The sequence below is a fragment of the Halorubrum ejinorense genome, assembly GCF_055389685.1.
The window spans coordinates 655,347-670,980 of sequence record NZ_AP043777.1 but is presented as its reverse complement, the minus strand read 5'-3'; the positions used below and the strand labels follow the sequence as shown (position 1 = coordinate 670,980).

The 15,634-nt window shown below is 66.3% G+C and carries 18 protein-coding genes; 12 read left to right on the top strand and 6 right to left on the bottom strand.

The annotated features are described in order from the left end of the window. The first annotated feature begins 243 nt into the window (after positions 1–243). The 9 genes from ACZ5KW_RS04325 to ACZ5KW_RS04285 all read left to right on the top strand — a co-directional run bounded on the left by ACZ5KW_RS04325 (position 244) and on the right by ACZ5KW_RS04285 (position 6,562). Positions 244–1,437, top strand: a complete 1,194-nt coding sequence (locus ACZ5KW_RS04325; protein ID WP_343776131.1) for an MBL fold metallo-hydrolase — start codon at positions 244–246, stop codon at positions 1,435–1,437. Positions 1,438–1,445: 8 nt separating this feature from the next. After that, on the top strand, positions 1,446–2,003 hold the full coding sequence (locus ACZ5KW_RS04320; protein ID WP_343776133.1) for a YeeE/YedE family protein: 558 nt from the start codon (positions 1,446–1,448) through the stop codon (positions 2,001–2,003). Then, the gene (locus ACZ5KW_RS04315; RefSeq protein ID WP_343776135.1) at positions 2,003–2,461 is read left to right on the top strand and encodes a YeeE/YedE family protein; all 459 of its coding nucleotides are present in this window, start codon (positions 2,003–2,005) and stop codon (positions 2,459–2,461) included. The genes ACZ5KW_RS04320 and ACZ5KW_RS04315 overlap by 1 nt, the downstream gene beginning before the upstream one ends. Positions 2,462–2,473: 12 nt before the next feature. Beyond that, positions 2,474–3,649, top strand: a complete 1,176-nt coding sequence (locus ACZ5KW_RS04310; protein ID WP_343776136.1) for an inorganic phosphate transporter — start codon at positions 2,474–2,476, stop codon at positions 3,647–3,649. A 258-nt stretch (positions 3,650–3,907) separates the two neighbouring features. Continuing rightward, positions 3,908–4,072, top strand: coding sequence for a DUF7512 family protein (locus ACZ5KW_RS04305; protein ID WP_343776138.1), 165 nt, complete (start codon positions 3,908–3,910; stop codon positions 4,070–4,072). Beyond that, positions 4,062–5,120 (top strand): sulfite exporter TauE/SafE family protein, encoded by a 1,059-nt coding sequence (locus tag ACZ5KW_RS04300; RefSeq protein WP_343776139.1) that lies wholly within the window; start codon positions 4,062–4,064, stop codon positions 5,118–5,120. The genes ACZ5KW_RS04305 and ACZ5KW_RS04300 overlap by 11 nt, the downstream gene beginning before the upstream one ends. A gap of 174 nt (positions 5,121–5,294) precedes the next feature. Continuing rightward, positions 5,295–5,699, top strand: coding sequence for a helix-turn-helix domain-containing protein (locus tag ACZ5KW_RS04295; protein WP_343776140.1), 405 nt, complete (start codon positions 5,295–5,297; stop codon positions 5,697–5,699). Positions 5,700–6,032: 333 nt separating this feature from the next. Then, complete coding sequence (locus ACZ5KW_RS04290) at positions 6,033–6,296, top strand: DUF8028 family protein (protein ID WP_343776142.1); 264 nt, start codon at positions 6,033–6,035, stop codon at positions 6,294–6,296. A 5-nt stretch (positions 6,297–6,301) separates the two neighbouring features. Further along, positions 6,302–6,562 carry a DUF7123 family protein gene (locus ACZ5KW_RS04285; protein ID WP_343776144.1) on the top strand — a complete coding sequence of 87 codons (261 nt, stop codon included), beginning with the start codon at positions 6,302–6,304 and terminating at the stop codon, positions 6,560–6,562. A 165-nt stretch (positions 6,563–6,727) separates the two neighbouring features. Here ACZ5KW_RS04285 and ACZ5KW_RS04280 read toward each other — a convergent pair whose 3' ends face one another. Then, positions 6,728–7,348, bottom strand: coding sequence for a class I SAM-dependent methyltransferase (locus tag ACZ5KW_RS04280; protein ID WP_343776146.1), 621 nt, complete (start codon positions 7,346–7,348; stop codon positions 6,728–6,730). Positions 7,349–7,480: 132 nt separating this feature from the next. On the opposite strand from ACZ5KW_RS04280, the gene ACZ5KW_RS04275 reads away from it, so the two are divergent. Continuing rightward, a complete protein-coding gene (locus tag ACZ5KW_RS04275; RefSeq protein WP_343776148.1) occupies positions 7,481–9,106 on the top strand; it encodes a GMC family oxidoreductase in 1,626 nt (541 codons plus the stop codon). A 31-nt stretch (positions 9,107–9,137) separates the two neighbouring features. Here the strand turns inward: ACZ5KW_RS04275 and ACZ5KW_RS04270 are convergent, their stop codons facing one another. From ACZ5KW_RS04270 to ACZ5KW_RS04260, 3 genes are all read right to left on the bottom strand, one after another. Next, positions 9,138–10,676: a universal stress protein gene (locus ACZ5KW_RS04270; protein ID WP_343776150.1), complete on the bottom strand. Its 1,539-nt coding sequence runs from the start codon at positions 10,674–10,676 to the stop codon at positions 9,138–9,140. Positions 10,677–10,766: 90 nt separating this feature from the next. Next, the gene (locus ACZ5KW_RS04265; protein WP_343776152.1) at positions 10,767–12,005 is read right to left on the bottom strand and encodes a chemotaxis protein CheC; all 1,239 of its coding nucleotides are present in this window, start codon (positions 12,003–12,005) and stop codon (positions 10,767–10,769) included. Positions 12,006–12,296: 291 nt separating this feature from the next. Beyond that, positions 12,297–12,479 (bottom strand): hypothetical protein, encoded by a 183-nt coding sequence (locus ACZ5KW_RS04260; protein ID WP_343776154.1) that lies wholly within the window; start codon positions 12,477–12,479, stop codon positions 12,297–12,299. 361 nt (positions 12,480–12,840) lie between these two features. On the opposite strand from ACZ5KW_RS04260, the gene ACZ5KW_RS04255 reads away from it, so the two are divergent. Further along, positions 12,841–13,218, top strand: a complete 378-nt coding sequence (locus ACZ5KW_RS04255) for a YccF domain-containing protein (RefSeq protein WP_343776156.1) — start codon at positions 12,841–12,843, stop codon at positions 13,216–13,218. A gap of 37 nt (positions 13,219–13,255) precedes the next feature. Here ACZ5KW_RS04255 and ACZ5KW_RS04250 read toward each other — a convergent pair whose 3' ends face one another. Then, positions 13,256–14,032: a hypothetical protein gene (locus ACZ5KW_RS04250; RefSeq protein WP_343776158.1), complete on the bottom strand. Its 777-nt coding sequence runs from the start codon at positions 14,030–14,032 to the stop codon at positions 13,256–13,258. 240 nt (positions 14,033–14,272) lie between these two features. Here ACZ5KW_RS04250 and ACZ5KW_RS04245 point away from each other — a divergent pair, with 240 nt between their 5' ends. Beyond that, positions 14,273–14,608, top strand: a complete 336-nt coding sequence (locus ACZ5KW_RS04245; protein ID WP_371152136.1) for a type IV pilin domain-containing protein — start codon at positions 14,273–14,275, stop codon at positions 14,606–14,608. Positions 14,609–14,746: 138 nt separating this feature from the next. Here ACZ5KW_RS04245 and ACZ5KW_RS04240 read toward each other — a convergent pair whose 3' ends face one another. Then, entirely contained in the window at positions 14,747–14,956 is a 210-nt protein-coding gene (locus tag ACZ5KW_RS04240; protein ID WP_343776162.1) for a DUF7386 family protein, read from the bottom strand. Positions 14,957–15,634: the final 678 nt, after the last annotated feature.

The following is a 15,634-nucleotide window of genomic DNA, read 5'->3' as shown; positions in this document are numbered from 1 at the left end:
ATCTGCTCCGGTGGTCTGTATTGGAGCTAACGCACAATACCCGATGCCGAAGTAAAAGATTGTCGGTTCTTGTGTTTATCACAAACTACTCTCAGACCGAACCCAGCCATAGACCCGATTAAAGTCTTGTTTTCTGGGTCCTTCTAGTATGAAGCGTTTCTTCAGCGACCATAGTATTGCTTAGTAAAGGAAATACTATGAAAATGCTTTTGTGCGTCAGGCCGGTAGGTGTGGTTGTCCGATATGAACGCTGACGACTTCCCGACTCCCGACGTCTCCGTGGCGTCGGTCGAGCCGGAGACGCTGAAGGACCGAATCGACGCCGGTGACGACGTGACGCTCCTCGACACGCGGATGCGTTCCGATTACGAGGAGTGGCGCATCGACGGTGAGAACGTCACGTCGATCAACGTCCCGTACTTCGAGTTCCTCGAAGACGAGATCGACGACGACGTCCTCGACCGGGTTCCCGACGACCGCGAGGTGACAGTCCTGTGCGCGAAGGGCGGCGCCAGCGAGTACGTCGCGGGCACGCTCGCGGAGCGCGGGTACGACGTCGATCACCTCGAAGACGGGATGAACGGCTGGGCGAGCATCTACGAGACCGTCGAGGTCACCGAGTACGACGGCGCCGGTACGCTCGTACAGTACCAGCGCCCCTCGTCGGGCTGTCTCGGCTACCTCCTCTACGACGACGGCGAGGCCGCGATCATCGACCCGCTGCGGGCGTTCACCGACCGCTACCTCGCGGACGCCGCGGACCTCGGCGTCGAGTTACGGTACGCGCTGGACACCCACATCCACGCGGACCACATCTCGGGTATCCGTGACCTCGACGAGGAGGGCGTCGAAGGCGTCATCCCCGCGGCCGCCGTCGACCGCGGCGTCACGTACGCCGACGATCTGACGACCGCGGAGGACGGGACCGAGTTCCGCGTGGGCGACGCCACCATCGAGGCCGTCCACACGCCGGGCCACACCACGGGAATGACCTCCTACCTCGTCGACGGGAGCCTGCTCGCGACCGGTGACGGGCTGTTCATCGAGAGCGTCGCCCGCCCCGACCTCGAGGAGGGTGACGAGGGGGCGCCCGACGCGGCCCGCATGCTCTACGAGTCCCTCCAAGAGCGCGTGTTGACGCTGCCCGACGACACGCTGATCGGGGGCGCACACTTCAGCGACGCCGCGGAGCCGGCCGCCGACGGGACCTACACCGCGCCCGTGGGCCGGCTCGTCGCGGAGATGGACGCGCTCACGATGGACGAGGACGATTTCGTCGACCTGATCCTCTCGGATATGCCGCCCCGACCGGCCAACTACGAGGACATCATCGCGACGAACCTCGGCCAACACGCCGTCGACGACGAGGAGGCGTTCACCCTCGAACTCGGCCCGAACAACTGCGCGGCGAGCCAGGACTCGCTCGCGGGTGACTGACGCCGCCAATGGTGACTGATCCAGTCCCGCTCCAGATGGCCGCCGAGTTGTTCCCCAACGGGATCAGTCGCTACGCCATCGGCGGGCTTCTCGTCGGGCTCGGCACCGTCGTCGTCTACCTCGGAACGGGTATCCCGGCCGGGGCGAGCACGTTCCTCGAGTCGACGCTGTCGTACGTCTCCGGGCAGTCGCGGTTCCAACAGTACGTCGCCTCGCGGGACTGGCGAGTCGTGTTCACGGCCGGCATCGTGCTCGGCGGCCTGGCCTTCGCCGCGACGTTCCAGTCCGGGCTGGTATCGAGTACGCTGTACGAGCCCGGAGCCACCGGACAGCTGTACGACGTCGCGGGCGTGACGCTGTGGCGGACCGACGTCCAGCCGTGGCGGCTGTTCTTCGGCGGCATCCTCGTCGGTATCGGTACCCGGGTCGGCAAGGGGTGTACGTCCGGACACGGCGTCTGCGGCGTCGGATCGGCGTCGAAGACGTCGCTCGTCGGCGTGGTGACGTTCCTGGCCGTGGCCATCGGAACGGCACAGGTCGTCGCCGCGCTGGGGGTGAGCCCGTAATGGCGGACCGACATCCCCTGTTCAAGCCGCTGGTCTTCGTCGGCGGCCTGATATTCGGGTTCGGTCTCGGATTCAGCCACATGGCGCGCCCGGAGGTCGTGTTGAACTTCCTGCAGTTCGACGACCTCGGGCTGCCGTTCGTCATGTTCGGTGGCGCTATCGTCTCCGGGCTCGCCTTCGCGCTGCTCCCGCGGATTCGGGACGCCGCGCCGCTCACCGGCAGGCCCTACGAGCGGCGGCTGAAGCCGTTCGACCGGAACGTCCTCGTCGGCGGCGCCGTCTTCGGCGTCGGGTGGGGGCTCTCCGGGATCTGTCCGGGCGCGGCGTACGCCAGCCTCGGCGTCGGTAACGTCACGATCCTGTGGGCGCTCGCCGGGATGTTCCTCGGCGCGTACGCCCAAGGCTACTGGCGCAGCCGCAGTCCGGCCTCGGACGCCGCGCCGACGGGCGCCGACTGACGCCCGTTTCAGATGGACCTCGCTTTCACCGCCCTCTTCGTCGCCGCGGCGCTCGCCAGCCTGTTCATGGCGTGGGTGATCGGCGCCGGGTCGAGCGGCGCGACCCCGTTCGCGCCCGCGGTCGGGGCGAACGCCATCGGAACGATGCGAGCCGCCCTCCTGGTCGGCGTCTTCGGGTTCGTCGGCGCCGTCACGCAGGGCGGAAACGTCTCGGAAGCCGTCGGGAGCGGGCTCGTCGGCGGAATGACCATGCCCGTCGCCGGCGTCATCCTCGTGTTGGTGTTGGGCGCCGGCCTGATGGCGGTCGGCATCCTCACGGGGTATCCGATCGCGACCGCGTTCACCGTGACCGGCGCCGTCATCGGCGTCGGACTCGCCCTCGGCGGAACGCCGGTCTGGGCGAAGTACCAGCAGATCGCGACCGTCTGGGTGTTGACGCCGTTCGTCGGCGGCGGGATCGCCTACGCCATCGCGAGCGTGCTCCCGCGGCCCGACGTGCCCGAGCGGTACAGCGTCCCCGTCCTCGTCGGTCTCGTGGCCGTCGTCCTCGTGAACGTCCAGTTCAGCTTTCTCGGCGCGGGAGGCGCCACGGGGACCGCGAGCGGCGTTACACAGCGGCTGCTGGCGGTCGAGGGCCCCGCCGCGGCCGTCGCGGTCACCGGCGTCGCGGCGGTGGGCGTCGCCGCCGCGGTCCGGTGGGACGTCGGTCGCGACCGACGGGGGGGACTCCGTCACGTGCTGCTCGCTCTCGGGTCGCTCGTCGCGTTCTCCGCGGGCGGCAGCCAGGTCGGGCTCGCGGTCGGACCGCTGATTCCGCTCCTCGAGTCGGTCGAGACGGTGTCGCTGGTCGCCGTCCTCGTCGGCGGCGGCGTCGGGATGCTCGCGGGGTCGTGGATGGGTGCCCCCCGGATGATCAAGTCGCTCGCACAAGACTACTCGTCGCTCGGCCCCCGACGCGCCATCTCCGCGCTCGTCCCCTCGTTCCTGATCGCGCAGTTGGCCGTCCTGTTGGGGGTCCCCGTCTCGTTCAACGAGATCGTCGTGAGCGCGATCATCGGGAGCGGCGCGGCGGTCGGCGGGCGCGAGGCGGTAGACCCCGAGAAGATTCTCCTGACTGCGGGGGCGTGGGCGGGGTCGTTCGCCCTCTCGTTCGGACTCGCGTACGGCGCGAGCGCGCTGGTGTTGTAGCGGCGAGCGGGTGGCGCCGCCGTGCGGCTGTCTTCTCTGCGGACCGCCTGCGTCGATCAGAGACGTACAGCGACCGGGTTCCGGAGCCGCCGGCGGGCGATACGTTCGCCATAAGTTACGGATACTCCGGCCGAGGTTACCCGAATATAGTATTGTGCGATAAACCCAAAACCGTTATAGGCACGAGGCGGGTAGGAGTTCTTGAGCAGAAATGTGCCAACAACGAATTTCCGCGGTCGGACATCGGAGTGAGAGTCGATGGCAGGACTAGAGATTCCCACCTGGGATCCGCAGACGGCCTTGCTCATCGGGACGATCCTGCTGGAAGCGATCGTGTTGTACGCGGGGTACGGCGGACTCGAACGGCTCGTCGGCGGGCCGCTGATGCGACTCGTAGTCGGAGGTGAACCGGATGCTCAGTAGTCTGCTCGGCGGCGCGGGATTCCTCGGGACGAGCCCCGAGATGCTGGCGTTGTTCGTCGGGTTCGGCCTCGTCGTGGGAGTCCTGTTCGGGTTCTTCGGCATGGGCGGGTCGTTCCTCGTGACGCCCGCGCTGTTGATGCTGGACTACCCGGCGCCCGTCGCGGTCGGCAGCGGGATGGCGTTCGTCTTCGGAACGGCGGTCATCGCGACGCTGAAACACCACGACCTCGGGCAGGTCGACTACAAACTCGGCGCGATCATGATAACCGGAACGACCATCGGCATCGAGGTCGGTCGCGCCAGCGTCTACTACCTCGAGTCGCTGGGACTGGCCGGCGGCGTCATCAGCGTGGCCTACGTCGTGCTGCTCGGCGGCGTCGGGGCCATGGTGACCCGTGACGCCCTGCGCGGTGACGGCGGGGGCGGCGTCGACCACGAGGCGGCCGACAAGGACCTCAGCGAGTACGAGATACCCGAGGTCGCGAAGACGATCCAACGGACCGTCCGCGTTCCCCCGATGGTGACGCTCCGCGGCGACGTCCGCGTTTCGGCGTGGGTGATCACCGCCGTCGCCTTCGCGACCGGCGTCCTGTCCGGCTTCCTCGGCGTCGGCGGCGGGTTCATTCGGATGCCGGCGATGATCTACGCGATCGGCGTGCCGGTGCCCGTCGCGGTCGGCACGGACCTCTTCGAGATCGTCTTCTCCGGCGGCATCGGGAGCTATCTCTACGGACAGGGCGGCGGCGTGAATCTCGGGATCGTCGTCCCGCTGCTGTTCGGGAGCGCGCTCGGCGCGCGCGTCGGGTCCGCGGCGACCGCCATCGTCGACGCGGACGGGATCAAGGTCTACTTCGGCGGGATGCTCCTGATCGGCGCCGTCGCGGTCGGGATCGGTGAGGTCGGTTCGTTCCTCGGTAACCCCACGCTCGAACTGGTCGGACTGGTCCTCGTCATCGGGGCGGCGGTCGTCGTCGCCGCCGCGATCCTCTACACGACGGTCACCTCCCTCCGACAGACGCGTCGGCAGACGGTCACGGCCGCGGACTGAGCCGTTCGAACGTAGTCTGCGTCGGAGTTCGGTTCGGCCGTCCGCCGCGGCGACCTCTCGGCGGACGAACGGCTCGCAGCCGACCGTTCCCCCCGGTTTCTGCGCCCTCAGCAAAATTGTGCGATATGTACAAAAGTCTTTTATTCGCCCGGGGCATACGTTCTGTCGATACCGATGCCAGACTCGATGGCCGAACAGCTCCGTCAAGACATGGAGTGTGAGGGGCTACTGGAGTGTTTCCACGGGCTCAAAGACCTCGACCGGGAGTGTTTCCAGGCGCTCGTCGAGGCGGAAGAACCGCTGACGGTCGACGAACTCACGGAGCACGTAGACCGGGAGCGCTCGACCGCGTACCGCGCCGTCCAGCGCCTGCTCCAGACGGGGATCATCGAGAAAGAGCAGATCAACTACGACCAGGGCGGCTACTACCACGTCTACTCGCCGAGCGACTCGGCGGAGATCACCGACGACATGCAGCGGCTACTCAACGACTGGTACGCGAAGATGGGCCAGCTCATCGGCGAGTTCGAGAGCAAGTACGAGCAGTCCGAGACCGCGGCCCCCGCCGCCGAAAACTGACGGTACTCCGCGGCAGCCGGTGGTCGCTGCGCGGCCGCCGCGCCGGCTCGACGCGCGCCGGTTCGGCGCACCTCGATCGCCCTCGCCAGCCGACGATCGGCGAGGCGATCACCGGAGAGGTTCCGACAGCCGGCCGCGACGTGGGACATCACAAAGGAACCGCTTAGTACCCACGATAAACGGTCTAACTATTCCTGCTGCCGTTTTAAACGGTCGCTGTCGAGCGTAAATCGACCCGAACGAACCACAGAGCCGGTGAATCCGAGTGAAGACGCGTCAACGCTCTCACCGTTATATGCCCCTGTCCGTGTTGGTCGCAAGTACGAACGCCCCATGTCATCCAGCACGTCCTCCACGCGACTGCCGACGCCAGCCCGACACGGGACCGCCATCGCCGCCGCGTGCGGTCGCCGCGCGGCCGCCGGCGTTCGGGCCGTCGCGTTCTGGGCGGCGGTCGCGCTGCCGCTCGCGTACGTCCCCGCGGCCTACGGTGTCGCACCCTTCGAGGCGGCGGGCAGTCCGCTCGTCCTCGTCGCAGTCCACGTCGCGTGTTTCCTGCTCGGCCACGGCCACGCCGCTCCCGAGAACTCCGACTGAACGCCATGAGCACCGACACAACCACGACCGACGACCGAGAGCCCGAGTCGACCAGCACGAAAGCCAGCCGCCTCGCGTCGTTCCTGCGCGAGGAGGCCGCCGGCGGCGAGGCCTACGTCAAGGCGAAGTTCATCGCCGACGACGTCGACCTCTCGCCGAAGGAGATCGGGGCGCTCCTCGTCCAGCTTCAAGGCTCCGTCCAGGACATCGAGATCGAGCAGTGGTCGTACACGGGCGCGACGACGTGGCGTATCTCGTCGGCGTAGCGGGACGGTCGTCGGGTCGGCTTTGCTTCGACGGGGCGGTGTCGGGAGACCTCCGCGACCGTCCTGGGAGACCTCCGCGACCGTCCTGGGAGACCTCCGCGACCGTCCCGGGAGACACCTCTCGGTTCAGAGCAGAGAGCCCGTCGGAAACGCCAGAACCGGCGGTCAGTCGGAGACGCGGAACGTTCGCGTGGTGTCTCTGTCGCCGCGGACGACGCCGACTTCCTCGAGACCGAGCGAGGTGAAGATCTCGCTCCAGTCGCGGTAGTACAGGGGCGTGTCGTCGTCGACGTAGTTGACGTCCGGGTCGGGGTCAGGCGGTTCCTGGACCGGCCTCTCGATCTCCGCGGTGACGAGGACGGTGTCGGTGACCCGAGCGATTTCCGCGAAGACCCACTCGACGTCGGGATGGAGGTGTTGAAGCGTTTCGACCGAGTAGACCGCGTCGAACTGTCCGGTGTCGAACGATTCGATGCGGTCCTCTATCGGAGCGCAGTGAAAGGTCCCGTCCGCGGCGAGTTCGGGGTACGTCTCCCGCATCGTGTCGAACGCGCCGGCGTCGATGTCGATCCCGGTGAGGTCCTCGAAGCCGTGGTCGGCGAGGTGTTTGAGGTGACGGCCGGAGCCGCAGCCGAGTTCGAGCACGCTCGCGTCGGGGCCGACGCACGTGCCGAGGCCCTCGCGAACGAGCGCACTCGTCTCGTCGGGGCCGTAATGTGAGTAGTACGCCGGGGAGTATCTGCCCGCCCGGTCTGTCCACGCGTCTCGGACGGTATCGGGGTCCACGTGTGTCGACTTCGTGAGAGATATAAAACGTCGTTGAAGGGTCCCCAGCGGAAACGACCGGAAGATCGTGACGTGTTACCGTATTGTACGTTCACGAATGCACTTAATTGGCCACCACCCGCACGATCGTCCATGACAGAAGAAGGGTACGACTTCGTCGTGGTCGGCGCCGGGTCCGCGGGCTGTGTGCTCGCGAACAGACTCACACAGGATCCGGAGACGTCCGTGCTGCTGCTCGAGGCGGGCGAGCCCGACGACGAGCGGAACATCCGGATCCCGGCGGCGTTCCCGGAGCTTTTCAAGACCGAGACGGACTGGGAGTACTACACCGAGCCGCAGGAGCACTGCGACGGCCGAGAGCTCTACTGGCCCCGCGGGAAGACGCTCGGCGGCTGCTCGTCGAACAACGCGATGATCTACGTCCGCGGCCACCGGTCCGACTACGACCACTGGGCCGACCTGGGGAACGACGGGTGGGAGTACGACTCGATGCTGGAGTACTTCAAGCGGGCGGAGACGTTCGAACCGTCGGTCGCGGAGTACCACGGGACCGACGGTCCGCTCAACGTCGCCGATCAGACCTCGCCGCGACCGGCCTCCGAGGCGTTCGTCCGCGCCGCCGTCGAGGCCGGCTACGACCGGAACGACGACTTCAACGGCGCAGAACAGGAGGGCGTCGGCATGTACCACGTCACCCAGAAGGACGGGGAGCGCCACAGCGCGGCCGACGCGTACCTCAAGCCCGTCCTCGACCGCCCGAACCTCACCGCCGAGACGGGCGCACAGGTGACCGAGGTGACCATCGAGGACGGTCGCGCGACCGGCGTCGAGTACCGACAGGACGGCCGGACCCGCGTCGCCGGCGCGAGCGGCGAAGTGATCCTCAGCGCCGGCGCCGTCAACTCGCCGCACCTGCTCATGCTCTCGGGGATCGGCGACCCGGCGCACCTCTCGGAGCACGGCATCGACGTGACGGTCGACGCGCCCGGCGTCGGTCGGAACCTCCAGGACCACCTGTTCGTGTTCACCGTCTACGAGACGGGGAACGACGTGAGCACGCTCGACGACGCCGGCGGGCTCTTAGACATTCTCAACTGGTTCGTGTTCAAGCGAGGCAGACTCACCTCCAACGTCGGCGAGGCGGGCGGCTTCGTGCGGACTGACGAGGAGCAGTCGCGGCCGGACCTCCAGTTCCATTTCGCGCCCTCGTACTTCATGGAGCACGGACTCGCGAACCCCGCCGACGGGAGGGGTTTGTCGATCGGTGCGACGCAGCTCCGGCCGGAGAGCCGCGGCCGCGTCACGCTCGCGTCGGACGACCCGTTCGACGCGCCGCGGATCGATCCGAACTACCTCGCCGAGAGCGAGGACGTCGCGACCCTCGTCGAGGGGGTGAAACGCGCCCGCGAGATCGCCGCACAGGAGCCGCTCTCGGAGTACGTCGGAGACGAGGTGTGGCCGGGCGAGGACGCCCGGTCAGACGCGGCGATCGCGGAACACGTCCGCGAGAAGTGCCACACGGTGTATCACCCCATCGGCACGTGTAAGATGGGCGACGACGAGGCGGCCGTCGTGGACGACAGGCTCCGCGTCCACGGCGTCGAGGGACTGCGCGTCGCGGACGCCAGCGTGATGCCGACGCTCGTCGGCGGCAACACGAACGCGCCGACGATCGCGATCGCCGAGCGAGCGGCGGACCTGATCCGTGACGATCGGGCGGCGCCCGCAGAAGGGCCGGTCGCGGCGACCACCGACTGACGCGGCGCCGCCGCGCGCGTCGCCGACGGTCTCACCTCTCTCGCGACGCCCACACGTCGCGGTCCGCGTCGCCGCGGTCGACGATGGCCACGTCGCACTGAATGTCCTGGATGCGCTCGAAGGTCGGCGGGGAGACGAGCCGCGAGGCCGCGGACCGGTCCCCGCTCGACCCCATCAGGACGAGGTCGTAGGTGTCCGCGTTCGCGCTGAGGAACGCCGTTACCTCCGACCGCGCGACGCGCGTCTCGACCGGCCCCGCCGCGGTCTCGACGAGGTTCGCCAGCTTCGTCTCGGCCTGTCTGCGGTCGGACTCGGCGTCGATACAGGTACAGACGCTCACCCCGCCGCTCTCGCCGGCCAGTCGCTCGGCGAAGTCGATCATCGCGTGCGCCGAGTCGCCGGGGCGGGCGACCAAGACGAGGACGCGCCGCCAGGTGTCGACGCCGTTCGTCGACCGGAACGCGACGGCGTCGAGGGGGCCGGCGAAAACGCCCCGGGTGAACGACGAGAGGAGGCCGTCTTCGGTTTCGTACGGCGTCACGAGCAGGTCCGAGTTCGTCGCGCGGGCGGTCTCGACGGCGACCCGCGTCGGATCGCCGTCGGCCGCGACGACCACCTCGCAGGGCACGTCGAACCGCTCCCGGATGTCCGCGGCGTGGCGTTCGAGTCGCTCGGCCGCCGTCGCCGCCGCCCGGTCCGTGACCGCCTCCTCGAAGTCGCCGTCGAACGACGTGCGCACCGACTCCGGCAGGTCCTCCGGCGTCGCGGCGTCGTGGTCGGCGAGCACCGCGCGCTCTGCGGCCGCCATCTCCGCGTCGTCGACGACGTCGAGGAGGACGACCTTCCCGGCGTCGTGGGCCGCCGCGAGCCGCGCCCCGAAGAACGCGGTCGCCTCGCTCGTCTCCCCGCGCATCGGCACCAGCACGTGGTCGTCGGCCTGCGTCGTCCCGTAGAGGTAGCGGGCGCGCTCCTCGTAGAACCACGTGCGCCAGACGGCGAACGCGCCCGCGACGAGGCCGCCGGAGACCGCGACGCCCACGACGTAGGCCGCCGCCGGATCGACAGCGGTGCCGAACACGAGCACCGCGTCGCCGCGCGCGCTCACCAGGACCAAGAGCGCCGTCGAGAAGGCGGCCGGCTCTTCGACGTCGGCGAGCCACGTCAGGCCGCCACAGAGCATGATCGACAGACCGGCGCTGAGCGGACTGATCGCGGTGGCCGAGACGCCGCCGACGCCGAGCAGCGAGAGTTCCAGCGCGACCCACCCCGCGAGTGCTCCCACCACGAGGCCGCCGACGAACGTCCGCGGCGAGGAGTACTTCCCCTGCGGGTCGGCAAAGAGCGTGTAGGTCCCCGACGCCAGCGGCGGGAAGAGGAGAAAAGAGAGGTCAGTCAGGTTCGTTATCTGGGTGACGAAGGCGATGAGCACCGGCACGAGCAACAGCGTCGTCAAGTGAAGGAGATTGGTCGTGTCCGCGGTCCACTGCCGGAGCTCCGCGAGCTCCCGCCGTTCGATCCGACGCGCCCGTAGGCGAGCGGCGGCGAGTTTCGCTCGCACCCTGTCCAGCATTACTCCCCCTTCGCCCGTGGCGGTCAAGAGCGTGGCGGAGCGTCCGCCGCGGACGCTGAGGTGGCGGCGGTGTCGAGAACGGAGCTCGCCTTACACATCGCCGCCGAAAACGGAGTCCGGATCGGCGCGCATCCGCGACACGATGTCCGCAGAGAGCTCGTCAGGCGACAGCCGTTCGAGTGCTCGCTGGAGTTCCCGTTCTTCGGGGAGGGCGTAAATCTGGCAGCTGACTGCCTCTTCAGACGTTTGAACGACGGTATCGAAGACGAACGCGTACTCCTGTTCGGTCGCGAGGTCGACCATTATCGGGTCGACGAGCGCCGACGCGAAGTCGTGGACGAACTCCGGCGGGGTGTGTTGGTTGGAGGTGCCGAGCACGTTCGCCCAGCCGTCGACGAACCCGCTGATCATGACGTTACAGATCTCTTCGATCGCACTCCGATGCATCGATCCGAAGGATCCACCGACGGGACCGGTGCCCATGGCCTCCGCGACCGTCTTGGCGGACGGTTCGTCGAAGAGGACCAGCACGTATCCGCTCGGCAGCCCGGTGAGTTCGACCGCGACGCCCACTTGCCGGTCGTCGCCGAGTTTCGCGGAGAGGTGCTCGACCCTGAGAAATCTCATCCGGCTGATGTCGACCGTCGTGTCGATGCCGGTCATCATGGTGATGTTGTCGCCGGCCGTCGCTCCGCCCACGGCGGCCATCCGGCTGAAGAGCTGTAGCTTATCCAACGGAACCGGGGTCGACCGGTCGGTGAACTCCTCGACGAGAGCGGACTCGAACGACTCCCGCTCCAAGAAGGAGTACGCCGACGTCTCGACGGCCAAGGCCGACGTCTCGAAGACGCTGGTGACCGTCGTAACCTGCCCGGGCGTTCCGTCCGACGGCGTTCGCTCCGGGAGTATCTCCGTCCCGCTCCCGGTGAGACACGTCGGGGGGTCCTGATCGATGGTGCGTCGCAGGCGGTCGGCCCAGCCGTCGATGAAGCCGCTCAACAGTATGTTCCCGACTTCGGTCAGTCGCGGCTCCACGTTCGTCTCGGCGTCCGTGTCTCCGGGGAGGCTCTTCACGAGCGTCCTCGCGCCGGCGCGGTTGAACACGAGCAGCGCAGTACCGGTGATGCCGCCTGAGAACTCGGTCGCGACCCCGATCAAGTCCTCGTTTCGAAAGTCGGCGACGATGTCGCTTTGACGGAGCAGGTCGATGCTCGTCGCTTCGACGGCCGGCTCGACGCCCGTCAGTTGACCGAGCGCGCGAGCCGCTCGTTCCGATCCCTCGTGAGCGAGCCGATTGAACCGTCCGAGCGCGTCGACCTCCACTCTCATCGGGTTCGTTCGGACCGGACCGCGGTCTGTCGGGGGGTAGCTGGCTGTGAACGACTAGGATCGCCTGACCGAGCGGCCGCGTTCGAACGGACGCCAGTGCGCCGTTCACGACCGGGCGGATCTCCCTGATTCATGTATCGGGCCACTGTAAGTGTGAATTCAAAGACGTGTCAAAAACGTATCCCCTCCAAGTATTGCTGTTGAGAATTATCCCGGAGATTGTCTCGGGTTTCGCCACGGTCGTGCGCAGTCGGGCGGCGCCGCGAGCGTGGCGTTCGCGAGGGGGGTCGTTCACGCCGAGTCGGTCTGCCAACCGATGAACTGCTCGAATGCGTACGTGAACCCGAGGAAGGCGGCGGCGAACACGAACCAGCGGAATACGTCGAACGCGCCCGTGAACGCGAGGACGTTGAAGATGTACGATAACGATCCGCCGATAAACGCGGCCGTGTAGAGGTTGCGTCGGAGGGACATAGAGAGCGTTCGGCGGAGTTCGGCTTAGTTCTGATCCCAATCACGTCCGTCGGTCGACCACAGACCGATCCGGTCGACTACCCTCATCCGTCCGGACGGACTGGTCCGTTCGTCCGGTTCTCGGACGTTTCGACCGGCGATCGAGCGTGTTCCGGTGTGAGTCACTGCTGTTCGGCACCGAGCGAGTACCTCTGCGGATGCGTCACCGCGTCCGGTCACTGAGCGGCTCACGACGAACGGATCGGTTCCGCCCGGTCGCCGCGAAAGCGGCCCGTTCATGTCTGTACGCCGGTTATGTGGTCGATTCGGGGGCCGCGGGATCGGCGATACGGGTTTATCACCGGGGGATCTACCGGGAGTCATGACACAACGATCCCTCCCGGTTCGCGCGCTGTGGTTCGTGTTCGTCGGCTGGTGGGTAACGCCGATCGTCGTCAACACCGCGTGGCTGCTCAACGTCACCGTCGTCCTGCTCCCGGTCGGGATCAAGCTGATCAACCTCGTCCCGACGGTACTCACCCTCGCGGAGCCGCGGTCGCTTTCCGAGCCCGATTCGGCGCGAGGACAGCGCTCGCTCGCCGTCCGGGCGGTCTACTTCGTCTTCGTCGGCTGGTGGCTGAGCCTGCTGTGGGCGAACGTGGCGTCGTTCCTCGCGATCACCGTCGTGGGGCTCCCGGTCGCGGTCTGGATGCTCAACCGGCTGCCGTACGTCACGTCGCTGTACCGGTTCCACGGGTGACGCCGACGGTCGATACCAGGCCGGCGAGCTCGGATCGCTACGCGGGACAGAACTCGCGGACGGCGTCCGCCGAAACGGTCACGTTCCCGTTGCCGACGGTCACCGGGCCACCGGTGACGGCAGCCAAGAAGTCGCGAAGCCCCTCCAGATACGCCGACGGTCGGTCCTCTCGGATGACCATCGTTCGCTTGCCGGCGAACGCCGTCGCTCGGTGGTCGAGGTAGATCCGGGCGAACGACGCCCGTGCCGACTCCGGCACGTCCCACGCGACGGACGGGAAGGCGTCGAGGCCCACCTTCTCGCCCGTCGGGGCACCCATCGCGACGAGACACCGACCGAGGACCGAGCCGTCACACTCCGGTACCACCTCGGTCGCACGGCCGTCGTCGTCGGCCCGGCGGACGGCCGTCTCGACGCCGACTCGGTCGAAGACCGCTCGGACGTCGTCGGTCTCGAGGCGCCGCCCCACGGTCACCGACGGGACGTACGTCTGGGTCTTGATACTGCCACCGGCGAGGACGTGCGCGAGGAGGTCGACGAGCGCGGCCGCGGTCTCGCCTGCCGGGTCGGGATCGAGCCAGCCGTGGTTGAGGCCGGTCTGAATGCCGCGGACCGGGTCGGGCATGCCGCCCTTTAGCCACCCGCGCACGCGACTCGGCGGGAGGTCGAGCGTGTTCCCGACGCGAGTGCGACCGTGGGCCGGGTGCTCGGCCGCGTACTCCCGAACGCGTCGGTAGTCGAGGACCTTCTCCCATGGGTCCGGGTACTCCCGGTCGCTGTACGTCCGGGCGAGGGCTGGGGCCGTGGGGCTCATACCTTGAGTAATGGACACTTACAGCTTGAACGTGCCGGACTAATTTTCACGAGTGAGAGGTGGGCCATCAAGTATTTATACAGGATCTGCCTACCCTTCAGTAGCCAGCGACCCGAGAGACGTGACCCGCGACTAATCCGGGATCGCGCTCATCGGACCCTGCTGGGTTCAACTATGAAACCAGGCAACCTATTCAACAACGATGACCGCGGTGTGAGTCCGGTAATCGGAGTCATACTGATGGTCGCAATCACCGTCATTCTGGCCGCCGTCATCGGGACGTTCGTGCTCGGACTCGGTGATCAGATCGGTGGATCGGCCACGGCCGGCGTGACTGTCGATGGGGATGGAACAGGAAGTGCTACTGTAACGCTCACTAATACTGGAACGGCTGAAAGTGTTGATATTGTGAATTCAACCACTGGTGACCGGGTTTCGTCTTACACGGGGACTCTTCCGATAAACAGCACTGGGGCTAGCGTCACGGTCAGCTCTCAAGGGGATTACAACGTGATCGCAACTGGGCCGAACGGAGAGGAATCGGTTCTCCGTTCGTTCAACGTAACCACGCCGTAGTCGATCAGCCCCGGCGGCTGACTATCTTATTAAGCGGAACCCTCTTTTCATAGAGTTCTATCTCCCTTGTTAAGCGAGATTAAAACCATGTCACCGCCGCCGACTCTGGATTGCTGTTCGGTACCGTAAGCCAACCACTTAAATATTGAACTGCTGGATCGTCACCGGATCGATCTCGTCGCAAGCCTCGCAGATGTTCTCCTGTGGATGGATCAGATGCGCGAGCGGGGCGTCGATCACCACGCTCATCGGAGAATCGTCGTCGGGACTTTTCGCCGAGACCCCGGTCCCGTTCTCAAGTTGGAACTCGCGTTCGTCGGTGACGTTGATTCTGGCTTGACAGATCATTCATACACATTGAATGTACTGCGGTCGCTCGCCGCGCCGGAGTGACTGAACCGCACTCTGTTGAAGTATGTCCGACGGATCGGCCGCAATCCGACGATTCCCACTCGCAACACGACGGATTTCAGGGAACGCTAGTCACGGACGCGGGCGAGGAACTGTTTCTGTGCGACACAAACGTTCTTGCGAACTGATTAGAGTAATTATTCCCTTTTATTCTGATATAAAATCACGTTCGAAGCTATTCGAAAGACGATTGTGGCGAATCTCGGGTTGTCTTTCTCGCTATTTGCTATAAAAGCTCATAAGCGGCCGGTTTTTCGAGGTTTGTCGATACAAGTTTGGGTGGACGCAGGTCCGATCGGGATCGCCGAGAGCTGCGCGCGCGCAACGTAGAATATACAGACTCTCAGGCCTACTTGTCTGTTTTAAACGCTTTTAAGCAGTTTACGCTCATTTTTCAGACGAGGCCGTTCGCTCGACGAACGGTCGATCCGTGTGTCTACAGTGAAATAAGTCGGAAAGTCTAGTAATAGTAAAATCTGATAAGATAGCTCCTATACGATGCGGAACGAGTCACGTGAGAGAGGTCGACGGCGCTCTCGGTTCGAGGGTCGGGCACGAAGGTCGAACCGGCGCTGGGGCTCGGCCACAGCTTCAAAATAACAACGTTACGTTTGT

Bases quoted from the DNA above. Each gene is read 5' to 3' on its own strand.
- ACZ5KW_RS04265 (WP_343776152.1), bottom strand. From the start codon at position 12,005: ATGAGAGTGGAGGTCGACGCGCTCGGACGGTTCAATCGGCTCGCTCAC.
- ACZ5KW_RS04295 (WP_343776140.1), top strand. From the start codon at position 5,295: ATGCCAGACTCGATGGCCGAACAGCTCCGTCAAGACATGGAGTGTGAG.
- ACZ5KW_RS04260 (WP_343776154.1), bottom strand. From the start codon at position 12,479: ATGTCCCTCCGACGCAACCTCTACACGGCCGCGTTTATCGGCGGATCG.
- ACZ5KW_RS04310 (WP_343776136.1), top strand. From the start codon at position 2,474: ATGGACCTCGCTTTCACCGCCCTCTTCGTCGCCGCGGCGCTCGCCAGC.
- ACZ5KW_RS04285 (WP_343776144.1), top strand. From the start codon at position 6,302: ATGAGCACCGACACAACCACGACCGACGACCGAGAGCCCGAGTCGACC.
- ACZ5KW_RS04250 (WP_343776158.1), bottom strand. From the start codon at position 14,032: ATGAGCCCCACGGCCCCAGCCCTCGCCCGGACGTACAGCGACCGGGAG.
- ACZ5KW_RS04325 (WP_343776131.1), top strand. From the start codon at position 244: ATGAACGCTGACGACTTCCCGACTCCCGACGTCTCCGTGGCGTCGGTC.
- ACZ5KW_RS04240 (WP_343776162.1), bottom strand. From the start codon at position 14,956: ATGATCTGTCAAGCCAGAATCAACGTCACCGACGAACGCGAGTTCCAA.
- ACZ5KW_RS04275 (WP_343776148.1), top strand. From the start codon at position 7,481: ATGACAGAAGAAGGGTACGACTTCGTCGTGGTCGGCGCCGGGTCCGCG.
- ACZ5KW_RS04320 (WP_343776133.1), top strand. From the start codon at position 1,446: ATGGTGACTGATCCAGTCCCGCTCCAGATGGCCGCCGAGTTGTTCCCC.
- ACZ5KW_RS04245 (WP_371152136.1), top strand. From the start codon at position 14,273: ATGGTCGCAATCACCGTCATTCTGGCCGCCGTCATCGGGACGTTCGTG.
- ACZ5KW_RS04315 (WP_343776135.1), top strand. From the start codon at position 2,003: ATGGCGGACCGACATCCCCTGTTCAAGCCGCTGGTCTTCGTCGGCGGC.
- ACZ5KW_RS04255 (WP_343776156.1), top strand. From the start codon at position 12,841: ATGACACAACGATCCCTCCCGGTTCGCGCGCTGTGGTTCGTGTTCGTC.
- ACZ5KW_RS04305 (WP_343776138.1), top strand. From the start codon at position 3,908: ATGGCAGGACTAGAGATTCCCACCTGGGATCCGCAGACGGCCTTGCTC.
- ACZ5KW_RS04270 (WP_343776150.1), bottom strand. From the start codon at position 10,676: ATGCTGGACAGGGTGCGAGCGAAACTCGCCGCCGCTCGCCTACGGGCG.
- ACZ5KW_RS04300 (WP_343776139.1), top strand. From the start codon at position 4,062: ATGCTCAGTAGTCTGCTCGGCGGCGCGGGATTCCTCGGGACGAGCCCC.
- ACZ5KW_RS04290 (WP_343776142.1), top strand. From the start codon at position 6,033: ATGTCATCCAGCACGTCCTCCACGCGACTGCCGACGCCAGCCCGACAC.